The following is a 20,895-nucleotide window of genomic DNA, read 5'->3' on the forward strand; positions in this document are numbered from 1 at the left end:
AACACGAGGGTATCAGGCGACTGGTCAGGCGCAAGTCGGCACCGCGTGCAGCGACGAGCATTGCGCGGAAAATGGCACTTTCAGGCTTGCCTAAGTCGAGGAAAGCGGCGTCTCGCCGGCCCTACTTCATCGCCCCGAAGCGGCTGTCGAACGAGTTCGACGAGATCACCGGCGCGGCGCCCATAATTTGCGTTGCTTCGCCGGCACCATCGCTCACCGACGGCTTCAGCGCGGGGCGCGTCTGGGCGAGGCGCGTGTCGGGCTTGGCCGGCTCGGCGGGCTTGGCCGCAACAGCCGGCTTCGGCGCCTCCTTCGCGGCATCCTTTGTCGCATCCCTGGACTTGTCGTGCCCCGGCACGAACCGCGTCACGGCGGCCTTCAGCCGCGATGCAGCAGTCGTGGGTGTCGTGGTCGTGTGGGCCGGCGCCACGGACGCTGTGGCTTGCGGCGCAGACGTGGTCGCCGTGGTATCGGCGGTGCCGAGGCCCATCTTGCGGCCGAGGTTCGAGAAGAAGCCGCCGCCCGAGGATTTCTCCTGGGATTTCTCTTGAGCTCTCTCCGCCGGCGCGGCTGCGGCGACGCGCGTGGTCACGGGTGCGCTGACGGCAACGACCGGCTCTTCCTGCGGTGCAGGCGCGGACGCGACCGAGTCGAGATTGGGCTTCGGCGGATTGACGTGGCCGGGGATTGTGCCGGGCGCCTTCGCCATCGCCAGCATCTGCAGCGTGGTGCCTTCGGCGCTCTCGGAGAGGCCGGTCGAGCCTTCCGGAATCTTGGCGGCGAACACCTTGTTCATGCCGCCGTCGATACCGGTGTTCATGCGCGCCACCGGCGTGCCCTTGGCGACGAGCCTGGCGTATTCGGTTTCGTCCTTGGCCTGCTTCCCGCGCACGGCCTCGGCGATCTCCTCGGGGATCACATAGGCCGGGCATTTTGCCGAGGCGTCGAACACCGGCTCGCGCCTGGCGTCCGCCGGCTTCGCGGCGTCGAAGACGTATTTCTTCTCGCAGAAATCGACCTTCGGCTCCTGCCGCGTCACCTCGAAATGATCATAGCCTTCCTTGATCATCTTCCAGAACGGCATGTTCGGATTGTTCCGGTGCCTGGCCATGTTCACCGGCGTCATCTTGAACGGATAGGCCTGCAGCTGGAACGCCTTCTGGCCGCCGAAGAAGGATTCGCGCCCCAGCGAATAGATCTCCGCGATCTGCTCGTCCGTCATCGCGTAGCAGCCGCGCGAGGAGCAATCGCCATGCACCATCAGCTGCGAGCCGGTGCGCCCCAGCGCCTTGTCGAATGCGTTCGGATAGCCCGTGTTGAAGGACAGGTAATAGGCCGACTGCGGATTCATCTGGCCCGGATTGATCGAGTAGAATCCCTCCGGCGCCTGGCGGTCGCCCTCACGTACCTTGGGGCCGAGATCGCCCGACCAGCGGCAGATCGGATAGGTCTTGAGCAGCGCGAACTTGCCCGAGCGGGTCTGCTTCCAGACCTCGAGCTCGGCCTCCTGCTTGAACAGGCGGACCAGGATCGGGGACTGCAGGTCCATGTCCTTCTCGGCCATCGCGGCGATCAGCTTCGGCGGCACCGGCTGGTTGGCCTTGGCGTTGGTCGCGAGCGAGATCTGGTCGGTGTTGCAGCCGGCCAGCAGGACGCTGGCCGTCATCAGCGCAACCGAAGCCAAGAGCGCGCGAGCAAGCGAACGAGAAATCAAGATGGACCCCACACCGTGCCGGGCAGCGAGCGCGAACCCCAATTCTTCTGGAGCATGATCCGACCGGGTACCCCCGGGCCCGTCGCAACGGGCTTTTTCAGCTCACGCTCCAGCGCTTATGCCCTGAAGCCATTGATTAAAATTCTAACCTCTGGGTCATGTGGTCGCAACCCGAGCGGGGATCACGAGCCCGTTGGCCCAAAGCTGTGGTCAACAGAGACTTAAACTGAGCCGGAACTTGGACTACGCGGCCAAACCGCCACTGAGATCGCCGATTTGGGCAAAAAAAGGGTTAATGCGAGGTTACCAGGGGCTGTCTCGTGCCCCGGACGCCGCGCAGCGCCCCTTGGCGGTGCGCTGCTGAGCCGGGGCCCACGCTGAAGGCGAACTGCGGAGCCAACTGGATCCCGGCTCTGCGCCGCAGCGCAAGGGCGCCGCAGCGCGTCCGAGACACGAAACCGAGCCCGAATCAGCTCAATTTCCGACCGATATCGAGGAATTTCTGCCGCCGCTGCTTGCGGATGGCCTCGGCGTCGAGGTCCCGGAGCTCGTCGAAGGCCCTGGCGATGGCTTCGCCGGTGGTGGCGATCATGGCGGCGGGGTCGCGATGGGCGCCGCCGACCGGCTCCTTCAGGATCTGGTCGATCACGCCGAAGCGGAGCATGTCCTGGGCGGTGATCTTCATGTTGTTGGCGGCTTCCTGCGCCTTGGTGCCGTCGCGCCAGAGGATGGAGGACGCCGCCTCCGGCGAGATCACGCTGTAGATCGCGTGCTCCAGCATCAGGACCTTGTTGGCGGTGGTGATGGCGATGGCGCCGCCCGACATGCCCTCGCCGGTGATGATGGCGACGTTCGGCACGGTCAGCGCCAGGCAGGCGTCGGTCGAGCGCGCGATTGCCTCGGCCTGGCCGCGCTCCTCGGCGCCGATGCCGGGATAGGCGCCCGCGGAATCGGCGAGCGACAGCACCGGCAGGCCGAACCGCTCGGCCATCTCCATCAGCCGCACGCATTTGCGATAGCCCTCCGGCCGCGCCATGCCGAAATTGTGCCGGATCCGGCTCTCGGTGGAATCGCCCTTCTCCTGGCCCATCACGCAGATCGGCTCGCCGCGGAAGCGGCCGAAGCCGGCGACCAGCGCCTCGTCCTCGCCGAACTTGCGGTCGCCAGCGAGTGGGGTGAATTCGGTGATCAGGCCCTTGATGAAGTCGTTGAAATGCGGCCGCTGCGGATGCCGCGCGACCAGCGTCTTCTGCCACGGCGTCAGGTTCTGATAGAGGTCGGCCAGCGCCTGCGCCGCCTTGTCCTCGATCCGCCCGATCTCGTCGCTGATGTCGGTGCCGGACGCCGCGAGCGCCCGCAATTCATCGACCTTGGAGTCGAGCTCGGCGACGGGCTTTTCGAAGTCGAGATAGCTGCGCATCTGGTCTTGCATCAACTCAATATAGGGGGACGGGGCCTTGGAGCGAAGCGAGGTTAGGGTCGCGGAAAGAAGTGTAGCGTCTTCAATGGCTTGGCTTGTGCGCTCGTGTGGCTCCAGCCAAATCAATCGGTGAGGCCCCGGCTCTTTCTGCGGAGATGCGGCCGAAGTCAAGGCGGTTTCGCCGGATGAGCGCCGCGATATCCGGGGCAGGTCGTGTCTCAGGCATCGATCCCGGATGTCGCTGCGCTCATCCGGCCTACGAGACCTGTTTACTTCTCCGCCAGCGGGTGCAGGTCGCGCACCAGGCTCTTCAGCCGCTCCTCGACCACATGGGTGTAGATCTGGGTCGTGGAGATGTCGGTGTGGCCGAGCAGGGTCTGCACGATGCGCAAATCGGCACCATTGTGCAGCAGGTGGCTGGCAAAGGCGTGGCGCAGCACGTGCGGCGAGACGAGCCGGGCCTGCAGGCCGGAGGCAACCGCGAGCTCTTTCAAATCGCGGGCGAAATGCTGCCGCGTCAGATGTCCGCTCTCGCCAAAGGAGGGAAACAGCCATTTCGAGGCGGCGAGGTCGTCTTTCTTCTTCTCGGTCTTCGCGGCTTCCGTCGCGGCGAGGTAATCCGCCATCGCCTGCCGCGAGGCCTCGTTGAGCGGCACCAGCCGTTCCTTGTTGCCCTTGCCGCGCACCACGATCATGCGGGCGTCGCGCTTGGCCGCCGAGCGCGGCAGCGCCACCAGCTCGGAGACGCGCAGGCCCGTGGCATAGAGCACCTCGAGCAGGCAATAGAGCCTTAAAGCGCGCAGCCGCCTGGAGGGCGAGGCATCTTCCGCCTCGCTCAACTCCTTGGCGCAGCGGAGCATGCGGTCGACATCCGCGATCGACAGCACCTTCGGCAGCCCGCGGCCGCGCTTGGGGCCGGACAGGATCGCGGCCGGATCGTCACCGCGGATGCGCTCGTTGAGCAAGAAGCGGTAGAGGTGTCGCATCGCCGACAGTCTGCGGGCGACGCTGGTGGATTTGAAACCGCGGGTGTCGAGATCGGCGAGATAGTCGCGCAGCGTCTGCGTCTCGACATCCGCGAAACTGTGGCCGGCGCGGCCCAGGAACTCCGAGAAATCGGTGAGGTCGCGGCGATAGGCGTCGAGCGTATTGGGGCCCGCGCCCTGTTCCGCCGCGAGCATGTCGAGGAACAGGCCGATGAGCTTGGCGTCTGAGGGCTTGGTGCGCATGCCCCGGAGGCTAGCGCCTATTTCTTGAGAAACCTATCCGGCGGGATCGTCACCGTCATTTCCCGCGACTTGGGATCGACGAAGTTCGCCAGCGCGAAGACCACGCCATAGACGATGCCGGCAATCACGGCGACGACCGTCAGGAAGCGGAACAGGCTGGGCATCGGCGAGATCTCGAAGAAGGGTCCAGGCGGGCAAATTAACCAATGAAATCATCCAACATGTTCGCCGTTTCGTGGCAAGAGTCCTCTGGCGAGGGCTCCCATGGGGTCGTATAGGTGGCCAAAGCATGCCGCATCCGGCGGCAGTTCGAGCGAGATCCAATCGAGCGAGACAATGTCCGACGCCGCGTTGCCGCTTCCTGCTTCGCCTGAGGCCGACATCCTGTCGGCGCTCGGCGCGCGCTCGATCGTGCTCGTCGGCATGATGGGGGTGGGCAAGTCCACCATCGGCCGGCGCATGGCGGCCCGCCTCAAGCTGCCCTTCGTCGATGCCGATACCGAGATCGAGGCGGCAGCCGGCATGACCATACCAGAAATTTTCGAGTGTCACGGCGAGCCGCATTTCCGTGACGGGGAGGCCCGGGTGATCGCGCGCCTGCTCGAGGGCGGGCCGATCGTGCTGGCGACCGGGGGCGGCGCCTTCATGCGCGAGGAGACGCGCGCGCGCATCGCGGCGAAAGCCATCTCGGTCTGGCTGAAGGCGGACCACGACGTCATCATGCGCCGCGTGCGCCGCCGTGCCGACCGTCCGTTGCTCCAGACCGCCGATCCCGAGGGAACCGTGACGCGCCTTCTCACCGAGCGCGAGCCGGTCTATGCGAATGCCGACCTCACCATCGCCTCGCGCGACGTGCCGCACGACAGAATCGTCGAGGAATGCATCGAGGCGCTGCACGCCCATCTCTGCGGCGGACAGGCCGCCCAACCACCTGCCGACGTTGCGAGTGCCGTACGATGACTGCGCCGTTGAAACATTCCGAACCCGTCAAGGTCGACGTCGCTCTCGGCGACCGCGCCTATGACATCGTCATCGGCCGCGGCGTGCTGTCTTCGCTTGGCGAACGGGTCGCAGCCTTGCGGCCCGGCGCACGTACGGCTGTCGTCACCGACCGCACCGTCGCGAAATACTGGCTCGAGCCCACTGAGGCGTCGCTCGCAGCCAGCGGTATTCCGACCTCGCGCATCGTCGTCGAGGAAGGCGAGATCTCCAAGACATATGCGGGCCTCGAAAAAGTCAGCGAAGCCCTGATCGCCGCGAAGATCGAGCGCAACGATCTCGTCATCGCACTCGGCGGCGGCGTGGTCGGCGATCTCGCCGGTTTTGCCGCGGCGATCCTGCGCCGCGGCGTCGATTTCGTGCAGGTGCCGACCTCGCTTCTCGCGCAGGTCGATTCGTCCGTCGGCGGCAAGACCGGCATCAACTCGCCGCAGGGCAAGAATCTGCTCGGCGCCTTCCACCAGCCGGTGCTGGTCATCGCCGACACCGCCGTGCTCGACACGTTGTCGCCGCGCCAGTTCCGCGCCGGCTATGCCGAGGTCGCCAAATACGGCGTGCTCGGCGACGAGGCCTTTTTCACCTGGCTGGAGAAGAATCATTCCGACATCTTCAAGGGCGGCTCGGCGCGCGAGCACGCGATCGCGACCTCTTGCCGCGCCAAGGCGGGCGTCGTCTCGCGCGACGAGCGCGAGACCGGCGAGCGCGCGCTGCTCAATCTCGGCCACACCTTCGGTCACGCGCTGGAAGCGGCGACCGGCTTCTCCGACCGCCTGTTTCACGGCGAGGGCGTCGCGATCGGCATGACGCTGGCGGCGCAGTTCTCGGCCAGGCTCGGCATGATCGGCGAGCTGGACGCGGCGCGCGTCGAACGGCACCTGATTGAAGCCGGCCTGCCGACGCGCTTGCAGGACATCGCCGGTTTCGCGCAGGAGGGACTTGCCGATGCCGATGCGCTGATGGCGCTGATGGCACAGGACAAGAAGGTCAAGCGCGGCAAGCTCACCTTCATCCTGCTGGAGGCCGTGGGACGCGCGGTGATCGCCAAGGACGTCGAGCCGACGCTGGTGCGCGATTTCCTGCAGTCGAAACTGTCGCAGTGATGGCGGGACCGTTCAGATCGGCCGCGCGCGAAACGGCGGGGAATGCCGAGGCCGTCGCGAGGCAAACATGAGTTCGATCTCGATCAATCTTCTGCTTGCGGTCCTCTTGCTCGCCGCCAACGCGTTTTACGTGGCTGCGGAATTTGCGCTGGTGAAGAGCCGCGGCTTTCGCGTCAAGGCCATGGTCGAGCAAAATCGCTTCGGCGCTCGCCTGCTGCAGACGATGATGGGCAATATCGAATCCTATCTCGCCTGCTGCCAGCTCGGCATTACCATGGCTTCCCTCGGTCTTGGCTGGATCGGTGAGCCGACCGTGTCTGCGCTGCTGAGTCCGATCCTCGATCCGCTCGGATTGCCGGAGGCGACGCTGCACTTCACCTCGTTCGTGGCGGGTTTCCTGGTTTTCTCCTCACTGCACATCATCATCGGCGAGCAGGTGCCGAAAACGCTTGCGATCCGGGAGCCGATGCCGGTGTCGCAGTGGATCGTGTATCCGCTTCATGTCTCCTACCTGGTGTTCTATCCGCTGAGCTGGTGCCTCAACGCGGCCTCGAGCGCGATCCTGCGTCTGATCGGGGTCCAGGAGTTTTCGCAGCACGAAATCCTGACGGATTCCGAGATCGAGGGCCTGGTCGAGGAATCGGCCGTGCACGGCAAGATCGAGAGCGGCGAGGCCGAGTATATTCACAATGTCTTCCGCCTCGGCGAGCTGACGGTGTCCGACGTGATGGTTCACCGCACCGCCATGGTGATGATCAATGCCGACCTGCCGCCGGAGGAGCTGGTGCGGGAGGTGCTGGCCACCGAATACACCCGCATTCCGCTGTGGCGCGAGAAGTCGGAGAACATCATCGGCATTCTGCACGCCAAGGATCTGTTGCGGGCCATCCGCGCGGCGGAGGGCGATACCTCGCGCATCGACGTCACCACCATCATGCTGCCGCCCTGGTTCGTGCCGGAAATGCGGCCGATATCCCAACAGCTCAAGGCGTTCCGCCGTCGCAAGACCCATTTCGCGCTCGTCGTCGACGAGTATGGCGAGGTTGAAGGCCTCGTGACGCTGGAAGACATTTTGGAGGAGATCGTCGGCGATATCTCCGACGAGCATGACGTGGTGGTCGCCGGCGTGCGCCGCCAGCCCGACGGCTCCGTCGTGGTCGACGGCTCGGTGCCGATCCGCGACCTGAACCGCGTCATGGACTGGCATCTGCCCGACGAAGAGGCAACCACGGTCGCCGGCCTCGTCATTCACGAGGCGCGCTCGATCCCCGATCGCGGCCAGAGCTTCACGTTTCACGGCTTCCGCTTCCGCGTCCTCCGCCGCGAGCGCAACCGCATCACCGCGCTCCGTATTTCGCCGGTGCCGCGCGAGGCCGAGCTGGAAGGGGCAAAGCCGAGAAGGGCAGGGAAATCGTTCTAGTACTGCTGACGTTGCCGCCCCGCATCGCCCCGGAATGACGGGGCTAACCTTCCCCCGGCGCCTGCGCCTGGATTGCGAGCGCATGCACGCCGCCGGCGAGTTCCGCGGCGAGCGCCGAATTTATCATGCGATGTCGGTCGACCCGGCTCTTCCCTTTGAAGGCGGCAGACACGATATGAACGCGAAAGTGCGTCTCGCCGCCCGGCTGATGGCCGGCGTGCCCCTCATGCAAATGTGACTCGTCGACGACTTGCAGGCTTTCGGGCGTGAAAGCTTCCTGCAACTTGTTGCTGATAGTGTCTTTCATAGCCATGTGTGCCATTAAGGTGGGTGATCGCACCCCGTCAATACCCGGAAGTCCAAGCTAACTGCGACCGGGTGCTCAGCGAATTGCAATGTCAAGACTTGAAGGTTTTTGCATTGCGTAGTCATAGTCAGCCATGCCGATCGATTCATCAAAGTTCTTCGACTCCATTCGCGTCAAGCCGCGGGGCAAGCAGCCGGAAGTGAAGCCGCGCGACACCGTGGTCGCTTGCGAATGGGCGGGCTGCGCCAACAAGGGCTCGCACCGGGCGCCGAAGGGACGCGAGAACCAGCGCGAGTACTGGCACTTCTGCCTGGACCATGTGCGCGAGTACAACCAGAACTACAATTTCTTCTCGGGCATGAACGCCGACGCGGTCGCGCGCTACCAGAAGGATGCGCTGACCGGCCACCGTCCGACCTGGAAGATGGGCGCCAATGGCGGCAAGAAGGGCGCGGAGGCCGAAATCGATATGGCCTCCGACCCGTTCAGCATGTTCAGCGAGATCAACGGCCGCGCGAACTGGCGGAAGGGCCCGGACGCCCAGCCGAAGGCCGAGACGCGCAAGGTGATGAACGCCGAGCGCAAGGCGCTCCAGGTCATGGGCCTCGGTCCCGATGCGACGCTCGCCGACGTCAAGACCAAGTACAAGGCGCTGGTGAAGCAGCACCACCCCGATGCCAATGGCGGCGACCGCTCCACCGAAGACCGCCTGATCGAGATCATCAAGGCGTACAATTATCTGAAGACGGTGGTGCGGGAGGCGTAGGGCCACCGCGCCTGTATTGGATGCCGTCCGCCCGGAAGCGGACGGCACCATCAACGTCACCTCACCCGACAGACACGGACGCGCTTGACGACGCGGCGTCCATGATAGCCGCGCGTGACCACGGTGCGTACCGTACAGACCCTTCGCGGAACGTAATGATAGCGTGCGTTCACGACGTCCCCCGGCACTGAAGCGTTTGGGATGGGATGCGCCGGCAGCGCATGGGCTGGCATTGCGAGTGACGACAGGGCGAACAGCGTTCCGGCAGCGAGGGCGTAGGAGAGCTTCTTCATTACCATTCCTTTTTCTTGCTTGCCCCTGAAGACATCCATTGGGGCAAGCATGAATGCGCGACGGACGTTTTCGTTCCGGATTGTCTGCTGAGCCCTTCGCATGCGCGCGAAAGCTCGACAAAAACACAAACTCGGCAAGCCGATGTCCGCTCGAGATCAATCCGCAGGCATCGCCCCCACATACGACGAACTCGGCCGGATCAGCCGTCCCGTCCGCTGCTGCTCGCGCGCGTGTGCGGTCCACCCCGCGGCGCGTGCCACCGCGAAGATCGGCGTGAAGGCCTGCCTTGGAATCGCGAGCGCGTCGAGCAGGATCGCAGTGAAGAACTCCACATTCGTCTCCAGCGGCCGCTCCGGATTCTTCTTGCGCAGCGCTGCGCGGATATAGGCTTCGACCTCGCCGGCGAAGGGCAGGTCGGCGCCGTTGGAAGCCAGCGCCTCGATCGCGGTCTTCAAGACGTCGGCGCGCGGGTCGCGCACGCGATAGACGCGGTGACCGAAGCCCATCATCCGCTCGCCGCGCGCCAGCGCCGCGTCGACCCACGGCTTGATCCGCTCACGCGAACCGATCGCATCCAGCATCTCGAGCACCGGCTCCGGTGCGCCGCCATGCAGGGGACCGGTGAGCGCGCAATAGCCTGCGGTCACGGCGGCGAACAGGTCGGCCTGCGTCGAGGCCACCACACGCGTCGTGAAGGTCGAGGCATTCATGCCGTGGTCGCAAACGGTGACGAGATACGCATCGAGCGCGGTGACCTCGCGCGTTGCAGGCGCGCGCCCATGCAGCATGCGCAGCGTGTCGGCGGCGTGGCTCACGCCGGGATCGGGCGCGACCGGCTCGAGCCCCTTGGCGCGGCGGACCAGTGCGCCTGCAATCACCGGAAACGCGCCGACGATGGTCGCTTCGTGTTCGAGCCCGTGCTCGGCGCGAAGTCCGGCAACGGCTGCGCGAAACCCGTCGACGATGCTCATGCCGCGTGTCGCCGGCAAAAGCTCGTCCAGTCGTGCGAAGGCGCACTCGCGCGCCGTGCCGAGGCTTGCCCGCACATTGGCTTCGCTCAGGCTGGTCTTGCTGGCGCCGTTCCAGAGCCGGGCGGTAACGCCCTCGAAGCTCGATTTGGCGGCGAGGCTGCCGACATGCTCGCCCGCGATGATCAGCTCGCCGCGCTCGCCATCGACATGGCTCAGCACGGTCTCGGCCGCGGGGACGCCGTCGAGCCCGATCTGGCTCTTGGTGAGGTGGATGTTCATGGCCTGTCTCCTTTCACAGCAGGAAGGTCGGGCCTCTCGACAGATTGATCAATCTTGATTACGTAAATCAATATGAAAAATTCCGATGGGCTATACCTCTCTGCCAGGGAAGCCGCCGCCGAGCTCGCGGTCTCCCCGGCCACCCTCTACGCCTATGTCAGCCGCGGCCTGATCCGCTCCGAGCCGACGCCGGATTCGCGCAAGAACCGCTACCGTGCAGAGGATGTCCGGGCGCTGAAGGAGCGCCGCGTACCGTCGCCGGAGCCGCGCGGGCTGCGCAGCTTCGATGCCGACCTGCCGGTGATGGACACGGAGATCTCGACCATCACCGAGGAGGGCGCGATCTATCGCGGCGTCAATTGCGTCGATCTTTCCGAGAGCGACACGCTGGAGCACACGGCGACGCTGCTCTGGGACGTCTCCGGTGTCGATCCGTTCGATCCGGACAACCAGCCGGAGATATCCGAGGAGATGCGCACGATCGCAGCGGCCGCGCGTCGGGCGGCGCCGATCGATCGCGCCATCGCCGTGCTGGCGCTGGCCGCGAGTGCCGATCCCCGCGCCTTCACCCGTGCGCCCGATGGCCGCGCCATGGTCGGCGCGCGCATCGTCCGCCTGCTCGTTGCGACCATGCTCAACGCCGAGCCGTCAGCCGAGCCGCTGCATCAGCAGATCGCCAAGGCCTGGGCGCCCGACAACAAGCATGCGCCCGACCTGATCCGCCGCGCGCTGGTTCTGCTCGCCGACCACGAGCTGAACGCCTCGACCTTCACCGCGCGCTGCGCGGCCTCGACCGGCCTCAATCTCTACGACTCGGTCATCGCCGGGCTCGCCGCGTTGAAAGGGCCGAAGCATGGCGGGGCCGGCGTGCTGGCCTCGCAGCTCGTGAAAGCGCTGGTCGACCGCGACGTCGAGCCGATGGTGCGCGAGCGCGTCGCGCTCGGCGAGCGTTTTGCCGGCTTCGGCCATGGCGTCTACAAGCGCGGCGATCCCCGCGCGCGATCGCTGCTGAACGCACTGTCGCGCGCCGGCGCGCCGCGCAAATTCACCCGCGAGGTGCCCGAGCGCATCGCGGAAGCAACCGGCGAATTCGTCAACATCGACTATGCGCTCGCAGTCCTCGTGCACGCGCTGCGCCTGCCAGCGGGCAGCGAGCTCGCTCTGTTCGCCATGGCGCGCAGCGTCGGCTGGATCGCGCACGCCAGCGAGCAATTGCAGTTCGGCAAGTTGATCCGCCCGCGGGCGCGGTATGTCGGGCCGGCGCCGGGGCGGAGGGTGGCCAGTTAGAGCTACTGCGAGCGCGTCGTCCTTCGCTGTCGTCCCTGCGAACGCAGGGACCCATACCGCGTGATCTATCGATCGCGATCGGCAGGAGTACCGAACGACAAGTCTTCGCCAAACCGCTCCCTGGGGTTATGGATCCCTGCGTTCGCAGGGACGACACCTGTGATGTGGCGCTTACTGCGCTCGCGGCTTTGCTCCCGCGCTGCCGCTACCATTCCGGCGGCGGATGAGCCACACCGCCGCGCCCCCCACGATCGCGACCCCGACCACGGTCAAGATCCAGATGTGCTTGCCGACATGCTCATGATGATGCAGCCCGGCATATTCATGCAGGGCCGACACTGCCAGCACGCCGGGCAGCACATGCGCGGGCGCCCAGGCCAGGATCGCCGGGATGTTCACCGCGTAGAATTTCGCGGGCGCCATGCCGAGTGCACCGGCGGTCACGGGGACGAAGGCGCGGACCGGCGGCACGAAGCGGGCGAAGAACACGGCCCAGGTGCCGAAGCGGTGGAAGAAATTCTCGCTCTCGGCGACCACGCGGGGGTAGTTGGTCAGCGGCCAGGTGTTGAGGATCTCGCGCTGGCGCCGGTGCCCGATCCAGTAGGCCGAACCGTCGCCGAGCACGGCGCCGAGCGCGGCCGCCAGCAGCACCCATTGCAGCTTGAGTTCGCCGCCCGGGACCAGGGCGCTCAGCGCCAGGATGATGGTCGAACCGGGGATCACCGATCCCACCACCGGAACGGCTTCGAGCAGCGCCGCCAGGAACAGGATCAGATAGCCCAGCCATGCATGGGCCGAGACGAAGGAGATGAGGGGATCGAGGAAGGACGTCACGTCGTCTCTGTGGCGGGCTGGAGCATTTGGAGTTCAGACCCTACCTAGGTAAGCACGTGCGGCAAAAGTGCCATTTGGGCAGGCAGAGGCGTTACCCCGCCCGAAATTCGAGCGTGATTCGCAAGGCAGCCCTCCAAAAACTGCGTTTCTTGCCTATCTAAATGAAAAGACAATGGAACTTTGATTGGAGGGCGGGCTTCTGCCCGTCCCTCGTCTCTGATAGGTTGCTTTCCAGCACCCAGCCGCAGCCAACGTGCGAATAACCGGTTTCGGGACCGCCCGGGACCTCGGAGGATTGATGACGACCGCCGCCCTGTCCAAAGTTGAGGAAGTTTCCGGTCTGCCCGACATGAAAGTGTCGGTTCGCCAGGTGTTCGGGATCGACAGCGATCTCGAAGTCCCGGCCTATTCCGAAGTCGATCCTCACGTACCCGAAGTCGACGCCGATTACCGCTTCGACCGTGCCACCACGCTCGCCATTCTCGCGGGCTTCGCCCGCAACCGCCGCGTGATGGTGACCGGCTATCACGGCACCGGCAAATCCACCCATATCGAGCAGGTCGCCGCGCGCCTGAACTGGCCCTGCGTGCGCGTCAACCTCGACAGCCATATCAGCCGTATCGACCTCGTCGGCAAGGACTCGATCGTGGTCCGCGACGGCAAGCAGGTCACCGAATTCCGCGACGGCATCCTGCCCTGGGCGCTGCAGCACAACGTCGCGCTGGTGTTCGACGAATACGACGCCGGCCGCCCGGACGTGATGTTCGTGATCCAGCGCGTGCTGGAAGTCTCCGGACGCCTGACGCTGCTGGACCAGAACAAGGTGATCAAGCCGCATCCGGCGTTCCGCCTGTTCGCCACCGCCAACACCGTCGGCCTCGGCGATACCTCGGGCCTCTATCACGGCACCCAGCAGATCAACCAGGGCCAGATGGACCGCTGGTCCATCGTCACCACGCTGAACTATCTCAGCCATGACGAGGAAGTGGAGATCGTGCTGGCCAAGGCCAAGCACTATCGCACCCAGGAAGGCCGCGACATCGTCAACAAGATGGTGCGCCTCGCCGACCTGACCCGCAACGCCTTCGCCAACGGCGACCTGTCGACGGTGATGAGCCCGCGCACGGTGATCACCTGGGCCGAGAACGCCGACATCTTCGGCGATATCGGTTTTTCTTTCCGGGTCACCTTCCTCAACAAGTGCGACGAGCTCGAACGCCCGCTGGTCGCCGAATTCTACCAGCGCTGCTTCAACGCGGAGCTGCCGGAATCGGCGGTGAACGTGGCGCTGAGCTGATCCAGCCACGATGTCGTCCCGGACCAGCGAACGCAGTGAGCGCCGATCCGGGACCCACAATCCCAGGCCGGCGTTGTGGCGCGAGCCAGCAATTCCCACCGCTCGCCAAACGACGGCTTGTGGTTATGGGTCCCCGCGTTCGCGGGGACGACGGATCCAGTTGAGTTCGGGCCGACGGTGAGATCGAGATGAGCACCACCTCCAACTCCAAATTCCGCAGCAACAAGGAAGCGCCGACCGAGCCGTTCAAGCGCTCGGTTGCCTCCTGCCTCAAGGCGATCGCCAAGACGCCGGAGCTCGACGTCAGCTTCGCGGCCGAGCGGCCCGGGCTTGCGCCGGGCAAGGCGCGGCTGCCCGAGCCGGCGCGCAAAATGACCAAGCGCGATGCCGCGGTCGTGCGCGGCCACGCCGATTCCATCGCGCTCAAGCTCGCCTGTCACGATCCCAAGGTTCATCGCAAGCTGATGCCCGGCAATCCGCAGGCGCGCGGCGTGTTCGAGGCGGTGGAGCAGGCTCGCGTCGAGGCGATCGGCGCGCGCCGTATGGCCGGCGTTGCCAAGAACCTCACCGCGATGCTCGACGACCACTTCCATCGCGGCAAGTTCGACGAGATCACCGACCGCGCCGATGCGCCGCTCGCCGATGCGCTGGCGATGCTGGTACGCGAGCGCCTGACCGGCCTCGCACCGCCGGCGGCGGCGAAGAAGATGGTCGATCTCTGGCGACCGATTCTCGAAGACAAGATCGGCAAGCGGCTCGACCGGCTCGACGGTGTGGTCGAGGACCAGACCAGGTTCGGCGATGCCGTGCACGATCTGTTGTCGGCGCTCGAGCTCGGCGACGAGCGCAACGCCGACAGCGAAGACAATGACGAGAACGACGAGAACCGGGACGGCGACAACGACCAGTCCGGCGCCGAAGGCTCGCCCGATTCCGACGCGGCGCAGGAGATGAGCGCCGACCAGGCGCAGGCGAGCTCAGAGGAGATGAGCGAGAGCGCGATGGAAAGCGCGCAGGCCTCGACCTCGGATACGTTCGAGGACGGCGAGCTCGGCGACGACGAGACGCCCGGCGAGGCGACGCGTCCGAACGCGCACGGCAAGAACGAGCCGCGCGGGCCGGAATATCACGCCTTCGCGCCGAAGTTCGACGAGGTGATCGCCGCCGAGGACCTCTGCGACCATGACGAGCTGGAGCGCCTGCGCGCCTTTCTCGACAAGCAGCTCGCGCATCTGCAAGGCATCGTCGCCCGCCTCGCCAACCGGCTGCAGCGCAAGCTGATGGCGCAGCAGAACCGCGCCTGGGAGTTCGACCTCGAAGAGGGCGTCCTCGACCCCGCGCGTCTGTCGCGCGTCGTCACCGATCCCTATCACCCGCTGTCCTTCATGCACGAGAAGGAGGCGACGTTCCGCGACACCGTGGTGACGCTGCTGCTCGACAATTCCGGCTCGATGCGCGGACGCCCGATCACGGTCGCGGCGACCTGCGCCGACATTCTCGCGCGCACGCTGGAGCGCTGCGGCGTCAAGGTCGAGATCCTCGGCTTCACCACGCGCGCCTGGAAGGGCGGGCAATCGCGCGAGGCCTGGCTTGCCGCCGGCAAGCCGGCCAATCCCGGCCGCCTCAACGATCTCCGCCACATCATCTACAAGTCGGCGGATGCTCCCTGGCGGCGTGCGCGAAAGAACCTCGGCCTGATGATGCGCGAGGGGCTCCTGAAGGAGAACATCGACGGCGAGGCGCTGGACTGGGCGCACAAGCGTCTGCTCGGCCGGCCCGAGCAGCGCAAGATCCTGATGATGATCTCGGACGGCGCGCCGGTCGACGATTCCACGCTGTCGGTCAATCCCGGCAACTATCTCGAGCGGCATCTGCGCTACATCATCGAGGAGATCGAGACCCGCTCGCCGGTCGAGCTGATCGCGATCGGCATCGGCCATGACGTGACGCGCTACTATCGCCGCGCGGTGACGATCGTGGACGCCGAGGAGCTCGGCGGCGCCATCACCGAGAAGCTCGCCGAGCTCTTCAGCGAGACCAACACGGCGCCCACGCAAGCACCCGGTCGCCCGCGACGCAAATTGCATTCGTGAGCACGCGTTCATCCCGCCGCAGCTTTCTCAGGCACGCTGCGGCGGGATTCTCCACTCTCGCAGTCTCCCGCCTCGCGCTGGCGCAAGCCGCGGCCGAGCCGCCACCGCGCCCGCTTCAGGTCGAGCACGCCGTCGCCGCGCCTGTCAGCGTCGAGGTCAACGCGCGTCCCATTCCCAATTTCGAGCCGCGCGACCGCTCACGCACGCGCTTCGGCTCGCTGGAATATCGCAGCGGCCTGGTGCTGACCTCGCCCTATCGCGGCTTCGGCGGCCTGTCCGGCCTCCGCTTCCTCGACGGCAAGGGCGAGCGCTTCCTCGCAATCTCCGACCAGGGCGGCTGGTTCACCGGCTCCATCCGCTATGCCGGCCGCGAGATGACGGGCCTTGCGGACGTCGAGGCTGCGCCGCTGCTCGGCGCCGAGGGGCGGCCGATCACGGAAAAGCGCCTCTGGTGGGATTCGGAATCGCTCGCGCGCGACGGCAACCTCGTCTATGTCGGGCTCGAGCGCGTCAACCAGATCCTGCGCTACGATTTTGCCAAGGGCGGCACGCGCGCCCGCGGCGAGGTGATCAGCGTGCCGCCGGCGTTGCGCAAGCTGCCCTACAACAAGGGGCTCGAGGCGATGGTCGTCGTGCCCAAAGGCCAGGGTCAGGGCCAGCCGCTCGCGGGCACCCTGATCGCCTTCTCCGAGCGCGGGCTGGATGCTAGCGGCAATCTCGTCGCCTTCCTGATCGGCGGCCCCACGCCCGGCCAGTTCAGCGTGCGGCGCACCGAGACCTACGACATCAGCGATGCCGTGCTGCTGCCCTCGGGCGAGCTGCTCATCCTCGAACGCAAATTCTCCTGGTTCACCGGCGTCAACATCCGCATCCGCTCGATCCCCCTGAAGTCGATCGCACCGGGCGCGCTGGTCGATGGCCCTGCGCTGTTCGCCGCCGATCTCGGCCACGAGATCGACAACATGGAAGGCATCGACGCCCACATCACCGCCGACGGCGAGACCGTGCTGACGCTGATCTCCGACGACAATTTCTCGATGCTCCAGCGCACCCTGCTGCTGCAATTCACGCTGGCGGAGTAGCCCTTTGCTGTCGTCCCGGGGCTCGCGCTTCGCGCGCCCCGGGATGACGGCAGGGGCGGTGCGCGACCTTGCGGGCAAATGATTGCGGAAATGCACGCCGGGGCTACCCGCCATTCCCCCGTGCGCCTAGCAATCCGCGCGTCTCCCACTACACTCCCCGCATCGCCCTCCATCTCCCGGAACTCCCCGCATGAGCGTCCTGTTTTCCCCGATCAAGCTGCGCGGCCTGACGTTGAAGAACCGCATCGTGGTGTCGCCGATGTGCCAGTATTCGGCCGACGACGGCGTCGCCTCCGACTGGCACTTCACCCACATCAATAATCTCAGCCTGTCGGGCGCGGCGATGTTCTGCATCGAGGCGACCCATGTGGAGGCGATCGGCCGCATCACGCCGGGCTGCCTCGGGCTCTACAGCGATGCCTGCGAGGCCGCGCTGAAGCCGATCCTCCATTCGGTGCGCAAGCATTCCTCCACCGCGATCGCGATGCAGCTCGCCCATGCCGGCCGCAAGGCCTCGAGCGCGCGGCCCTGGGACGGCGGCCAGCTGATTCCGGTCAGCGACGGCGGCTGGCAGACCGTGGGCCCGAGCGCGGTGCCGCACAAGGAGGGCGAGGCCGCCCCGCTGGCGCTGGATGCTTCGGGCCTGAAGCGCATTCGCGAGGCCTTCGTCGATTCAACGAAGCGCGCCGCGCGGCTCGGCATCGACGCGATCGAGGTCCACGGCGCGCACGGCTATCTCCTGCATCAATTCCTGTCGCCGATCTCGAACAGGCGCACCGACGAATATGGCGGCAGCCTCGAGAACCGCATGCGCTATCCGCTGGAAGTGTTCGACGCGGTGCGTGCCGCATTCCCCGCCGACAAGCCGGTCGGCATGCGGGTGTCGTCGACCGACTGGGTCGAGGGCGGCTGGGACCTGGCGCAGACGATAGAATTTGCGCGCGCGCTGAAGACGCGCGGCGTCGACTGGATCGATGCCTCCTCCGGCGGCGTCTCGCCGCTGCAGAAGATCGCGCTCGGCCCCGGCTATCAGGTGCAGTTCGCGGACGCCATCAAGCGCGAGACCGGCCTGCCCACCATCGCCGTCGGCCTGATCACGGAAGCAAGGCTCGCGGAAGAGATCGTCGCATCGGGCAAGGCCGACATGGTCGCGCTCGCCCGCGGCATGCTCTACGACCCGCGCTGGCCCTGGCACGCCGCCGCCGAGCTCGGCGGCGAGGTCGAAGCGCCCCCGCAATATTGGCGCTCGCAGCCCTCGACGCAGAAAGCGCTGTTCGGCAAGACCACGTTCGGCGCGCGGTGACGTCTTCCTCTCCAGCGCGAGCGAAGCTCGTCGCGGCTCCGCTGCGGCAGGCGACATTGAAGAGGTCGTCATGCCCGGGCTCGTCCCGGGCATCCACGTTCTTCATGCCGCGAGATGAACGTGGATGGCCGGGACGAGCCCGGCCATGACAGAGGTGGAATCAAGGCCACCCCCCAAATCCCTCCGTAACTCCCCTGAGCTTCCACGCCCCCCGAAACTGGCTTAACCTTCCGCGCAGTCGAGGCAATGGAGGGCCGCCCATGCGTTATCCTGTCCGCAAAGCGGCTCACATCTTCGAGCGCGTCGGCCTTGCGATGGCCGGCGCGGCGTGCGGATTGTTCGTCGGCGCCTATGTCGGATCGGCCATTCCCGTGCTCACCACGCAGGGCTTCCTGATGCTGATGATGCTGCTCGGCGGCATCGGCTTCTATCTCGGCATCGACACGCCGCAGATGCCGTTCGACGATGCGCACAGCCAGATCGACGCCGCCGAATTCATGAGCGCCGCCGGCACGCTGTTCGCCACGCTCACCTCCTTCGTCTCCGTCGTCGTCATCGTGCTGCGGATCGATCCGCACATGCTCTGGACCTGGCTCGTCTTTGCCGGCTGGGTCGCCGGCGTCGTCATGCAGATCGTCGCGGGCGCCAAGGCGAGGATGCGGAAGTAGGACTTGTTTGCCGTTCGAGAGATCTCGCCGCGAGCACACTGCGTTCCCTCCCCCCTTGTGGGGGAGGGCTAGGGAGGGGGGAGCCACACGGCAAGCTCTATCGGGTTGAGCGAGACTCTGTTGCCGCTGCTCTTACGCGACAAACACCTTTTGCTGGGTCACCCCCCTCCCCAACCCTCCCCCACAAGGGGGGAGGGAGCAGAGCGGAATGCTCGGCGAAGACCATTCAGCCAAGGCGAGCGTATTCTAGAACACCACGCCCACGCGTGTGCCGCGCTTCCAGGCGACGCGGCAGCGCTTCTTGGTGTTGACGTGCAGGAGCTCGAAGCGATCGGGGATCTTCACCTGGCCGCCGAGATCGACGCAGGCCCCGCCGGGCGAATAGTCGATCAGCGTGCAGGGGATCACCGGCGCGCGCGGGTCGGTGATGATCTTGGCTTGCCGCGACACCAGCCCTGCGGGCTTGACGCGGACATGGCGGCGCGGATGCATTGGCACTCTCCTCCAATTCCGCATCTAGCGGCGGGTTCGGGCGACGATGATGCCGGGGAGTTGATGCGAAGCAGCTAAGGCCGGCAGGAGAATTTTAACGAAAAGTGCCGGCGAAGGCAGAAAGCGGCGGGAGCGGGGGTGCCTACCCTCCCCTGGAGGGGTCCGAGACGAGGAGCGAAGCTCGCTCGTGGGTGGATCGCGCGCAGCGCGAGTGGGGGGATGTCTCGGCAGGGGCAGTGCTCAACGCGAGAGACGTCACCCATTCCATGTCGCATTGCGCCACGAGCGAACTGGGGCGCGCGGTCTCATCACTTGCGCGGCATTTTCATGAGGTCTGCTGTGCCGCTGATAGCGTCGCGTCGCGCACCTCACCTCAGGTCCGCAATGGGCCAGAAGGCGACATTCAAAGCAAAGGACCTCAACTCAAGCGGCCCTCATTTTGTTTTCGGCGGCAGCCATTCGCTCATCGGGCGGGGGGACTTTTTGGGCATGGAGAGTCACGCTGAATTAAGGCGCGAGTCTTCCTTGTGAGGATGACGGCGCTATGGGTATCGGCATTCAGCGCGTCCGGTGTCAGCGCCTGAACAGCATGACCAAAAGGACGATCAACAGTATCAGGCTCAGGCCCCCGCCGAAATAATGGTATGGAGGACCAGCGTAGAAGCCACCGCCACCAAAAAGGAAAATCAGAATAAGCAGAAATACGATAATTCCAATTTCTTGCTCCTCTGGAAATGGAAGGCGAAGCGTCTTTCGAGCGTGGCGTCGAAGCAGATTGAACTAATTAAATTCTAAGATGCTTATAGAGACGGTGGTTTTGACCTGGGTCGACGTGAGCCCGTCACCCGTGTTGATCAGGCGCGTGTTTTGGCTGCACCGACCAAGTCGCCGGTTCGTCGTCTTTGTCTGCTTCAGCGGCCGCCGCCGTCGCCTGCACCTTGCCGGGCTTGTGATGGGCGGGCGCATAGATCGCATAGACCTGCATCGGAGTGGCACCTACATTTGTGATATTGTGCCACGTCCCCGCCGGAACAAGCACGCACCAACCGTCGGAGACTTCCTTTTCAAACGTCAGTTTGTCTTTCGCGGCTCCCATCTGCACCCGGCCACGGCCGGCATCGAGGCGCAGAAACTGATCCGTCTCTGGATGTGCTTCAAGGCCAATATCCCCGCCGACGGGGATCGACATCAGAGTCACTTGTAGATAGCGCCCGCTCCAAGCGACGGAGCGATAATCTGTGTTTTCCTTCGTCGCGGTTTCAATGTTGAACGATTGCGGCTTCGGACCAATGTCATCAATCGCCATCTAAGCCTCCATTTTTAAGCACGGTGATGCGCGA

19 protein-coding genes are annotated in these 20,895 nt (G+C 65.5%); 10 read left to right on the forward strand and 9 right to left on the reverse strand.

Translation table 11 applies throughout. From position 1 onward, the window contains the following. Positions 1-121 precede the first annotated feature (121 nt). From ACSHT2_RS22555 to ACSHT2_RS22570, 4 genes are all read right to left on the reverse strand, one after another. On the reverse strand, positions 122-1,666 hold the full coding sequence (locus tag ACSHT2_RS22555) for a L,D-transpeptidase family protein (RefSeq protein WP_440636609.1): 1,545 nt from the start codon (positions 1,664-1,666) through the stop codon (positions 122-124). Positions 1,667-2,183: 517 nt separating this feature from the next. Then, the gene (locus ACSHT2_RS22560) at positions 2,184-3,146 is read right to left on the reverse strand and encodes an acetyl-CoA carboxylase carboxyltransferase subunit alpha (protein WP_440636610.1); all 963 of its coding nucleotides are present in this window, start codon (positions 3,144-3,146) and stop codon (positions 2,184-2,186) included. Between the two features lie 257 nt (positions 3,147-3,403). Then, positions 3,404-4,363: a site-specific tyrosine recombinase XerD gene (gene xerD, locus ACSHT2_RS22565; RefSeq protein WP_440636611.1), complete on the reverse strand. Its 960-nt coding sequence runs from the start codon at positions 4,361-4,363 to the stop codon at positions 3,404-3,406. A 17-nt stretch (positions 4,364-4,380) separates the two neighbouring features. Next, positions 4,381-4,527: a histidine kinase gene (locus tag ACSHT2_RS22570; RefSeq protein WP_440636612.1), complete on the reverse strand. Its 147-nt coding sequence runs from the start codon at positions 4,525-4,527 to the stop codon at positions 4,381-4,383. Between the two features lie 172 nt (positions 4,528-4,699). On the opposite strand from ACSHT2_RS22570, the gene ACSHT2_RS22575 reads away from it, so the two are divergent. The 3 genes from ACSHT2_RS22575 (at position 4,700) to ACSHT2_RS22585 (ending at position 7,882) form a co-directional block, all read left to right on the forward strand. After that, positions 4,700-5,323, forward strand: a complete 624-nt coding sequence (locus tag ACSHT2_RS22575) for a shikimate kinase (protein WP_440636613.1) — start codon at positions 4,700-4,702, stop codon at positions 5,321-5,323. Beyond that, on the forward strand, positions 5,320-6,462 hold the full coding sequence (gene aroB, locus ACSHT2_RS22580; RefSeq protein WP_440636614.1) for a 3-dehydroquinate synthase: 1,143 nt from the start codon (positions 5,320-5,322) through the stop codon (positions 6,460-6,462). The genes ACSHT2_RS22575 and aroB overlap by 4 nt, the downstream gene beginning before the upstream one ends. Before the next feature lie 67 nt (positions 6,463-6,529). Beyond that, on the forward strand, positions 6,530-7,882 hold the full coding sequence (locus ACSHT2_RS22585) for a hemolysin family protein (protein WP_319335984.1): 1,353 nt from the start codon (positions 6,530-6,532) through the stop codon (positions 7,880-7,882). A gap of 43 nt (positions 7,883-7,925) precedes the next feature. Here ACSHT2_RS22585 and ACSHT2_RS22590 read toward each other — a convergent pair whose 3' ends face one another. Further along, complete coding sequence (locus tag ACSHT2_RS22590; RefSeq protein ID WP_440642904.1) at positions 7,926-8,195, reverse strand: BolA family protein; 270 nt, start codon at positions 8,193-8,195, stop codon at positions 7,926-7,928. A gap of 127 nt (positions 8,196-8,322) precedes the next feature. Between ACSHT2_RS22590 and ACSHT2_RS22595 the strand changes: the two genes are divergently transcribed. Next, the gene (locus tag ACSHT2_RS22595; RefSeq protein WP_319335981.1) at positions 8,323-8,955 is read left to right on the forward strand and encodes a J domain-containing protein; all 633 of its coding nucleotides are present in this window, start codon (positions 8,323-8,325) and stop codon (positions 8,953-8,955) included. Positions 8,956-9,404: 449 nt separating this feature from the next. On the opposite strand, the gene ACSHT2_RS22600 is transcribed toward ACSHT2_RS22595, so the two are convergent. Next, positions 9,405-10,499 carry a citrate synthase/methylcitrate synthase gene (locus ACSHT2_RS22600; RefSeq protein ID WP_440636615.1) on the reverse strand — a complete coding sequence of 365 codons (1,095 nt, stop codon included), beginning with the start codon at positions 10,497-10,499 and terminating at the stop codon, positions 9,405-9,407. 72 nt (positions 10,500-10,571) lie between these two features. Between ACSHT2_RS22600 and ACSHT2_RS22605 the strand changes: the two genes are divergently transcribed. Beyond that, positions 10,572-11,786, forward strand: coding sequence for a citrate synthase family protein (locus tag ACSHT2_RS22605; RefSeq protein ID WP_319335974.1), 1,215 nt, complete (start codon positions 10,572-10,574; stop codon positions 11,784-11,786). 171 nt (positions 11,787-11,957) lie between these two features. On the opposite strand, the gene ACSHT2_RS22610 is transcribed toward ACSHT2_RS22605, so the two are convergent. Beyond that, positions 11,958-12,620, reverse strand: coding sequence for a DedA family protein (locus ACSHT2_RS22610; protein ID WP_440636617.1), 663 nt, complete (start codon positions 12,618-12,620; stop codon positions 11,958-11,960). 298 nt (positions 12,621-12,918) lie between these two features. Between ACSHT2_RS22610 and cobS the strand changes: the two genes are divergently transcribed. From cobS to ACSHT2_RS22635, 5 genes are all read left to right on the forward strand, one after another. Further along, a complete protein-coding gene (gene cobS, locus ACSHT2_RS22615) occupies positions 12,919-13,917 on the forward strand; it encodes a cobaltochelatase subunit CobS (RefSeq protein WP_239620211.1) in 999 nt (332 codons plus the stop codon). A 188-nt stretch (positions 13,918-14,105) separates the two neighbouring features. Next, a complete protein-coding gene (cobT, locus tag ACSHT2_RS22620; RefSeq protein WP_440636618.1) occupies positions 14,106-16,010 on the forward strand; it encodes a cobaltochelatase subunit CobT in 1,905 nt (634 codons plus the stop codon). Further along, complete coding sequence (locus tag ACSHT2_RS22625) at positions 16,007-17,092, forward strand: esterase-like activity of phytase family protein (protein WP_440636619.1); 1,086 nt, start codon at positions 16,007-16,009, stop codon at positions 17,090-17,092. Before cobT ends, ACSHT2_RS22625 begins: the two co-directional genes overlap by 4 nt. A gap of 190 nt (positions 17,093-17,282) precedes the next feature. Beyond that, a complete protein-coding gene (locus ACSHT2_RS22630; protein WP_440636621.1) occupies positions 17,283-18,395 on the forward strand; it encodes an NADH:flavin oxidoreductase/NADH oxidase in 1,113 nt (370 codons plus the stop codon). A gap of 260 nt (positions 18,396-18,655) precedes the next feature. Continuing rightward, positions 18,656-19,063, forward strand: coding sequence for a hypothetical protein (locus tag ACSHT2_RS22635; RefSeq protein ID WP_440636623.1), 408 nt, complete (start codon positions 18,656-18,658; stop codon positions 19,061-19,063). Positions 19,064-19,309: 246 nt separating this feature from the next. Here ACSHT2_RS22635 and ACSHT2_RS22640 read toward each other — a convergent pair whose 3' ends face one another. Beyond that, the gene (locus ACSHT2_RS22640; protein WP_440636625.1) at positions 19,310-19,555 is read right to left on the reverse strand and encodes a PilZ domain-containing protein; all 246 of its coding nucleotides are present in this window, start codon (positions 19,553-19,555) and stop codon (positions 19,310-19,312) included. A gap of 841 nt (positions 19,556-20,396) precedes the next feature. Further along, on the reverse strand, positions 20,397-20,861 hold the full coding sequence (locus tag ACSHT2_RS22645; RefSeq protein WP_440636626.1) for a cupin domain-containing protein: 465 nt from the start codon (positions 20,859-20,861) through the stop codon (positions 20,397-20,399). Positions 20,862-20,895: the final 34 nt, after the last annotated feature.

Source organism: Bradyrhizobium sp. PUT101, assembly GCF_052043945.1.
Taxonomy (GTDB): Bacteria; Pseudomonadota; Alphaproteobacteria; order Rhizobiales; family Xanthobacteraceae; genus Bradyrhizobium.

Bases quoted from the DNA above. Each gene is read 5' to 3' on its own strand.
- cobT (WP_440636618.1), top strand. From the start codon at position 14,106: ATGAGCACCACCTCCAACTCCAAATTCCGCAGCAACAAGGAAGCGCCG.
- ACSHT2_RS22635 (WP_440636623.1), top strand. From the start codon at position 18,656: ATGCGTTATCCTGTCCGCAAAGCGGCTCACATCTTCGAGCGCGTCGGC.
- aroB (WP_440636614.1), top strand. From the start codon at position 5,320: ATGACTGCGCCGTTGAAACATTCCGAACCCGTCAAGGTCGACGTCGCT.
- ACSHT2_RS22600 (WP_440636615.1), bottom strand. From the start codon at position 10,499: ATGAACATCCACCTCACCAAGAGCCAGATCGGGCTCGACGGCGTCCCC.
- ACSHT2_RS22640 (WP_440636625.1), bottom strand. From the start codon at position 19,555: ATGCATCCGCGCCGCCATGTCCGCGTCAAGCCCGCAGGGCTGGTGTCG.
- cobS (WP_239620211.1), top strand. From the start codon at position 12,919: ATGACGACCGCCGCCCTGTCCAAAGTTGAGGAAGTTTCCGGTCTGCCC.
- ACSHT2_RS22630 (WP_440636621.1), top strand. From the start codon at position 17,283: ATGAGCGTCCTGTTTTCCCCGATCAAGCTGCGCGGCCTGACGTTGAAG.
- ACSHT2_RS22570 (WP_440636612.1), bottom strand. From the start codon at position 4,527: ATGCCCAGCCTGTTCCGCTTCCTGACGGTCGTCGCCGTGATTGCCGGC.
- ACSHT2_RS22575 (WP_440636613.1), top strand. From the start codon at position 4,700: ATGTCCGACGCCGCGTTGCCGCTTCCTGCTTCGCCTGAGGCCGACATC.
- ACSHT2_RS22595 (WP_319335981.1), top strand. From the start codon at position 8,323: ATGCCGATCGATTCATCAAAGTTCTTCGACTCCATTCGCGTCAAGCCG.
- ACSHT2_RS22560 (WP_440636610.1), bottom strand. From the start codon at position 3,146: ATGCAAGACCAGATGCGCAGCTATCTCGACTTCGAAAAGCCCGTCGCC.
- ACSHT2_RS22590 (WP_440642904.1), bottom strand. From the start codon at position 8,195: ATGGCTATGAAAGACACTATCAGCAACAAGTTGCAGGAAGCTTTCACG.
- xerD (WP_440636611.1), bottom strand. From the start codon at position 4,363: ATGCGCACCAAGCCCTCAGACGCCAAGCTCATCGGCCTGTTCCTCGAC.
- ACSHT2_RS22605 (WP_319335974.1), top strand. From the start codon at position 10,572: ATGAAAAATTCCGATGGGCTATACCTCTCTGCCAGGGAAGCCGCCGCC.
- ACSHT2_RS22645 (WP_440636626.1), bottom strand. From the start codon at position 20,861: ATGGCGATTGATGACATTGGTCCGAAGCCGCAATCGTTCAACATTGAA.
- ACSHT2_RS22585 (WP_319335984.1), top strand. From the start codon at position 6,530: ATGAGTTCGATCTCGATCAATCTTCTGCTTGCGGTCCTCTTGCTCGCC.
- ACSHT2_RS22555 (WP_440636609.1), bottom strand. From the start codon at position 1,666: ATGACGGCCAGCGTCCTGCTGGCCGGCTGCAACACCGACCAGATCTCG.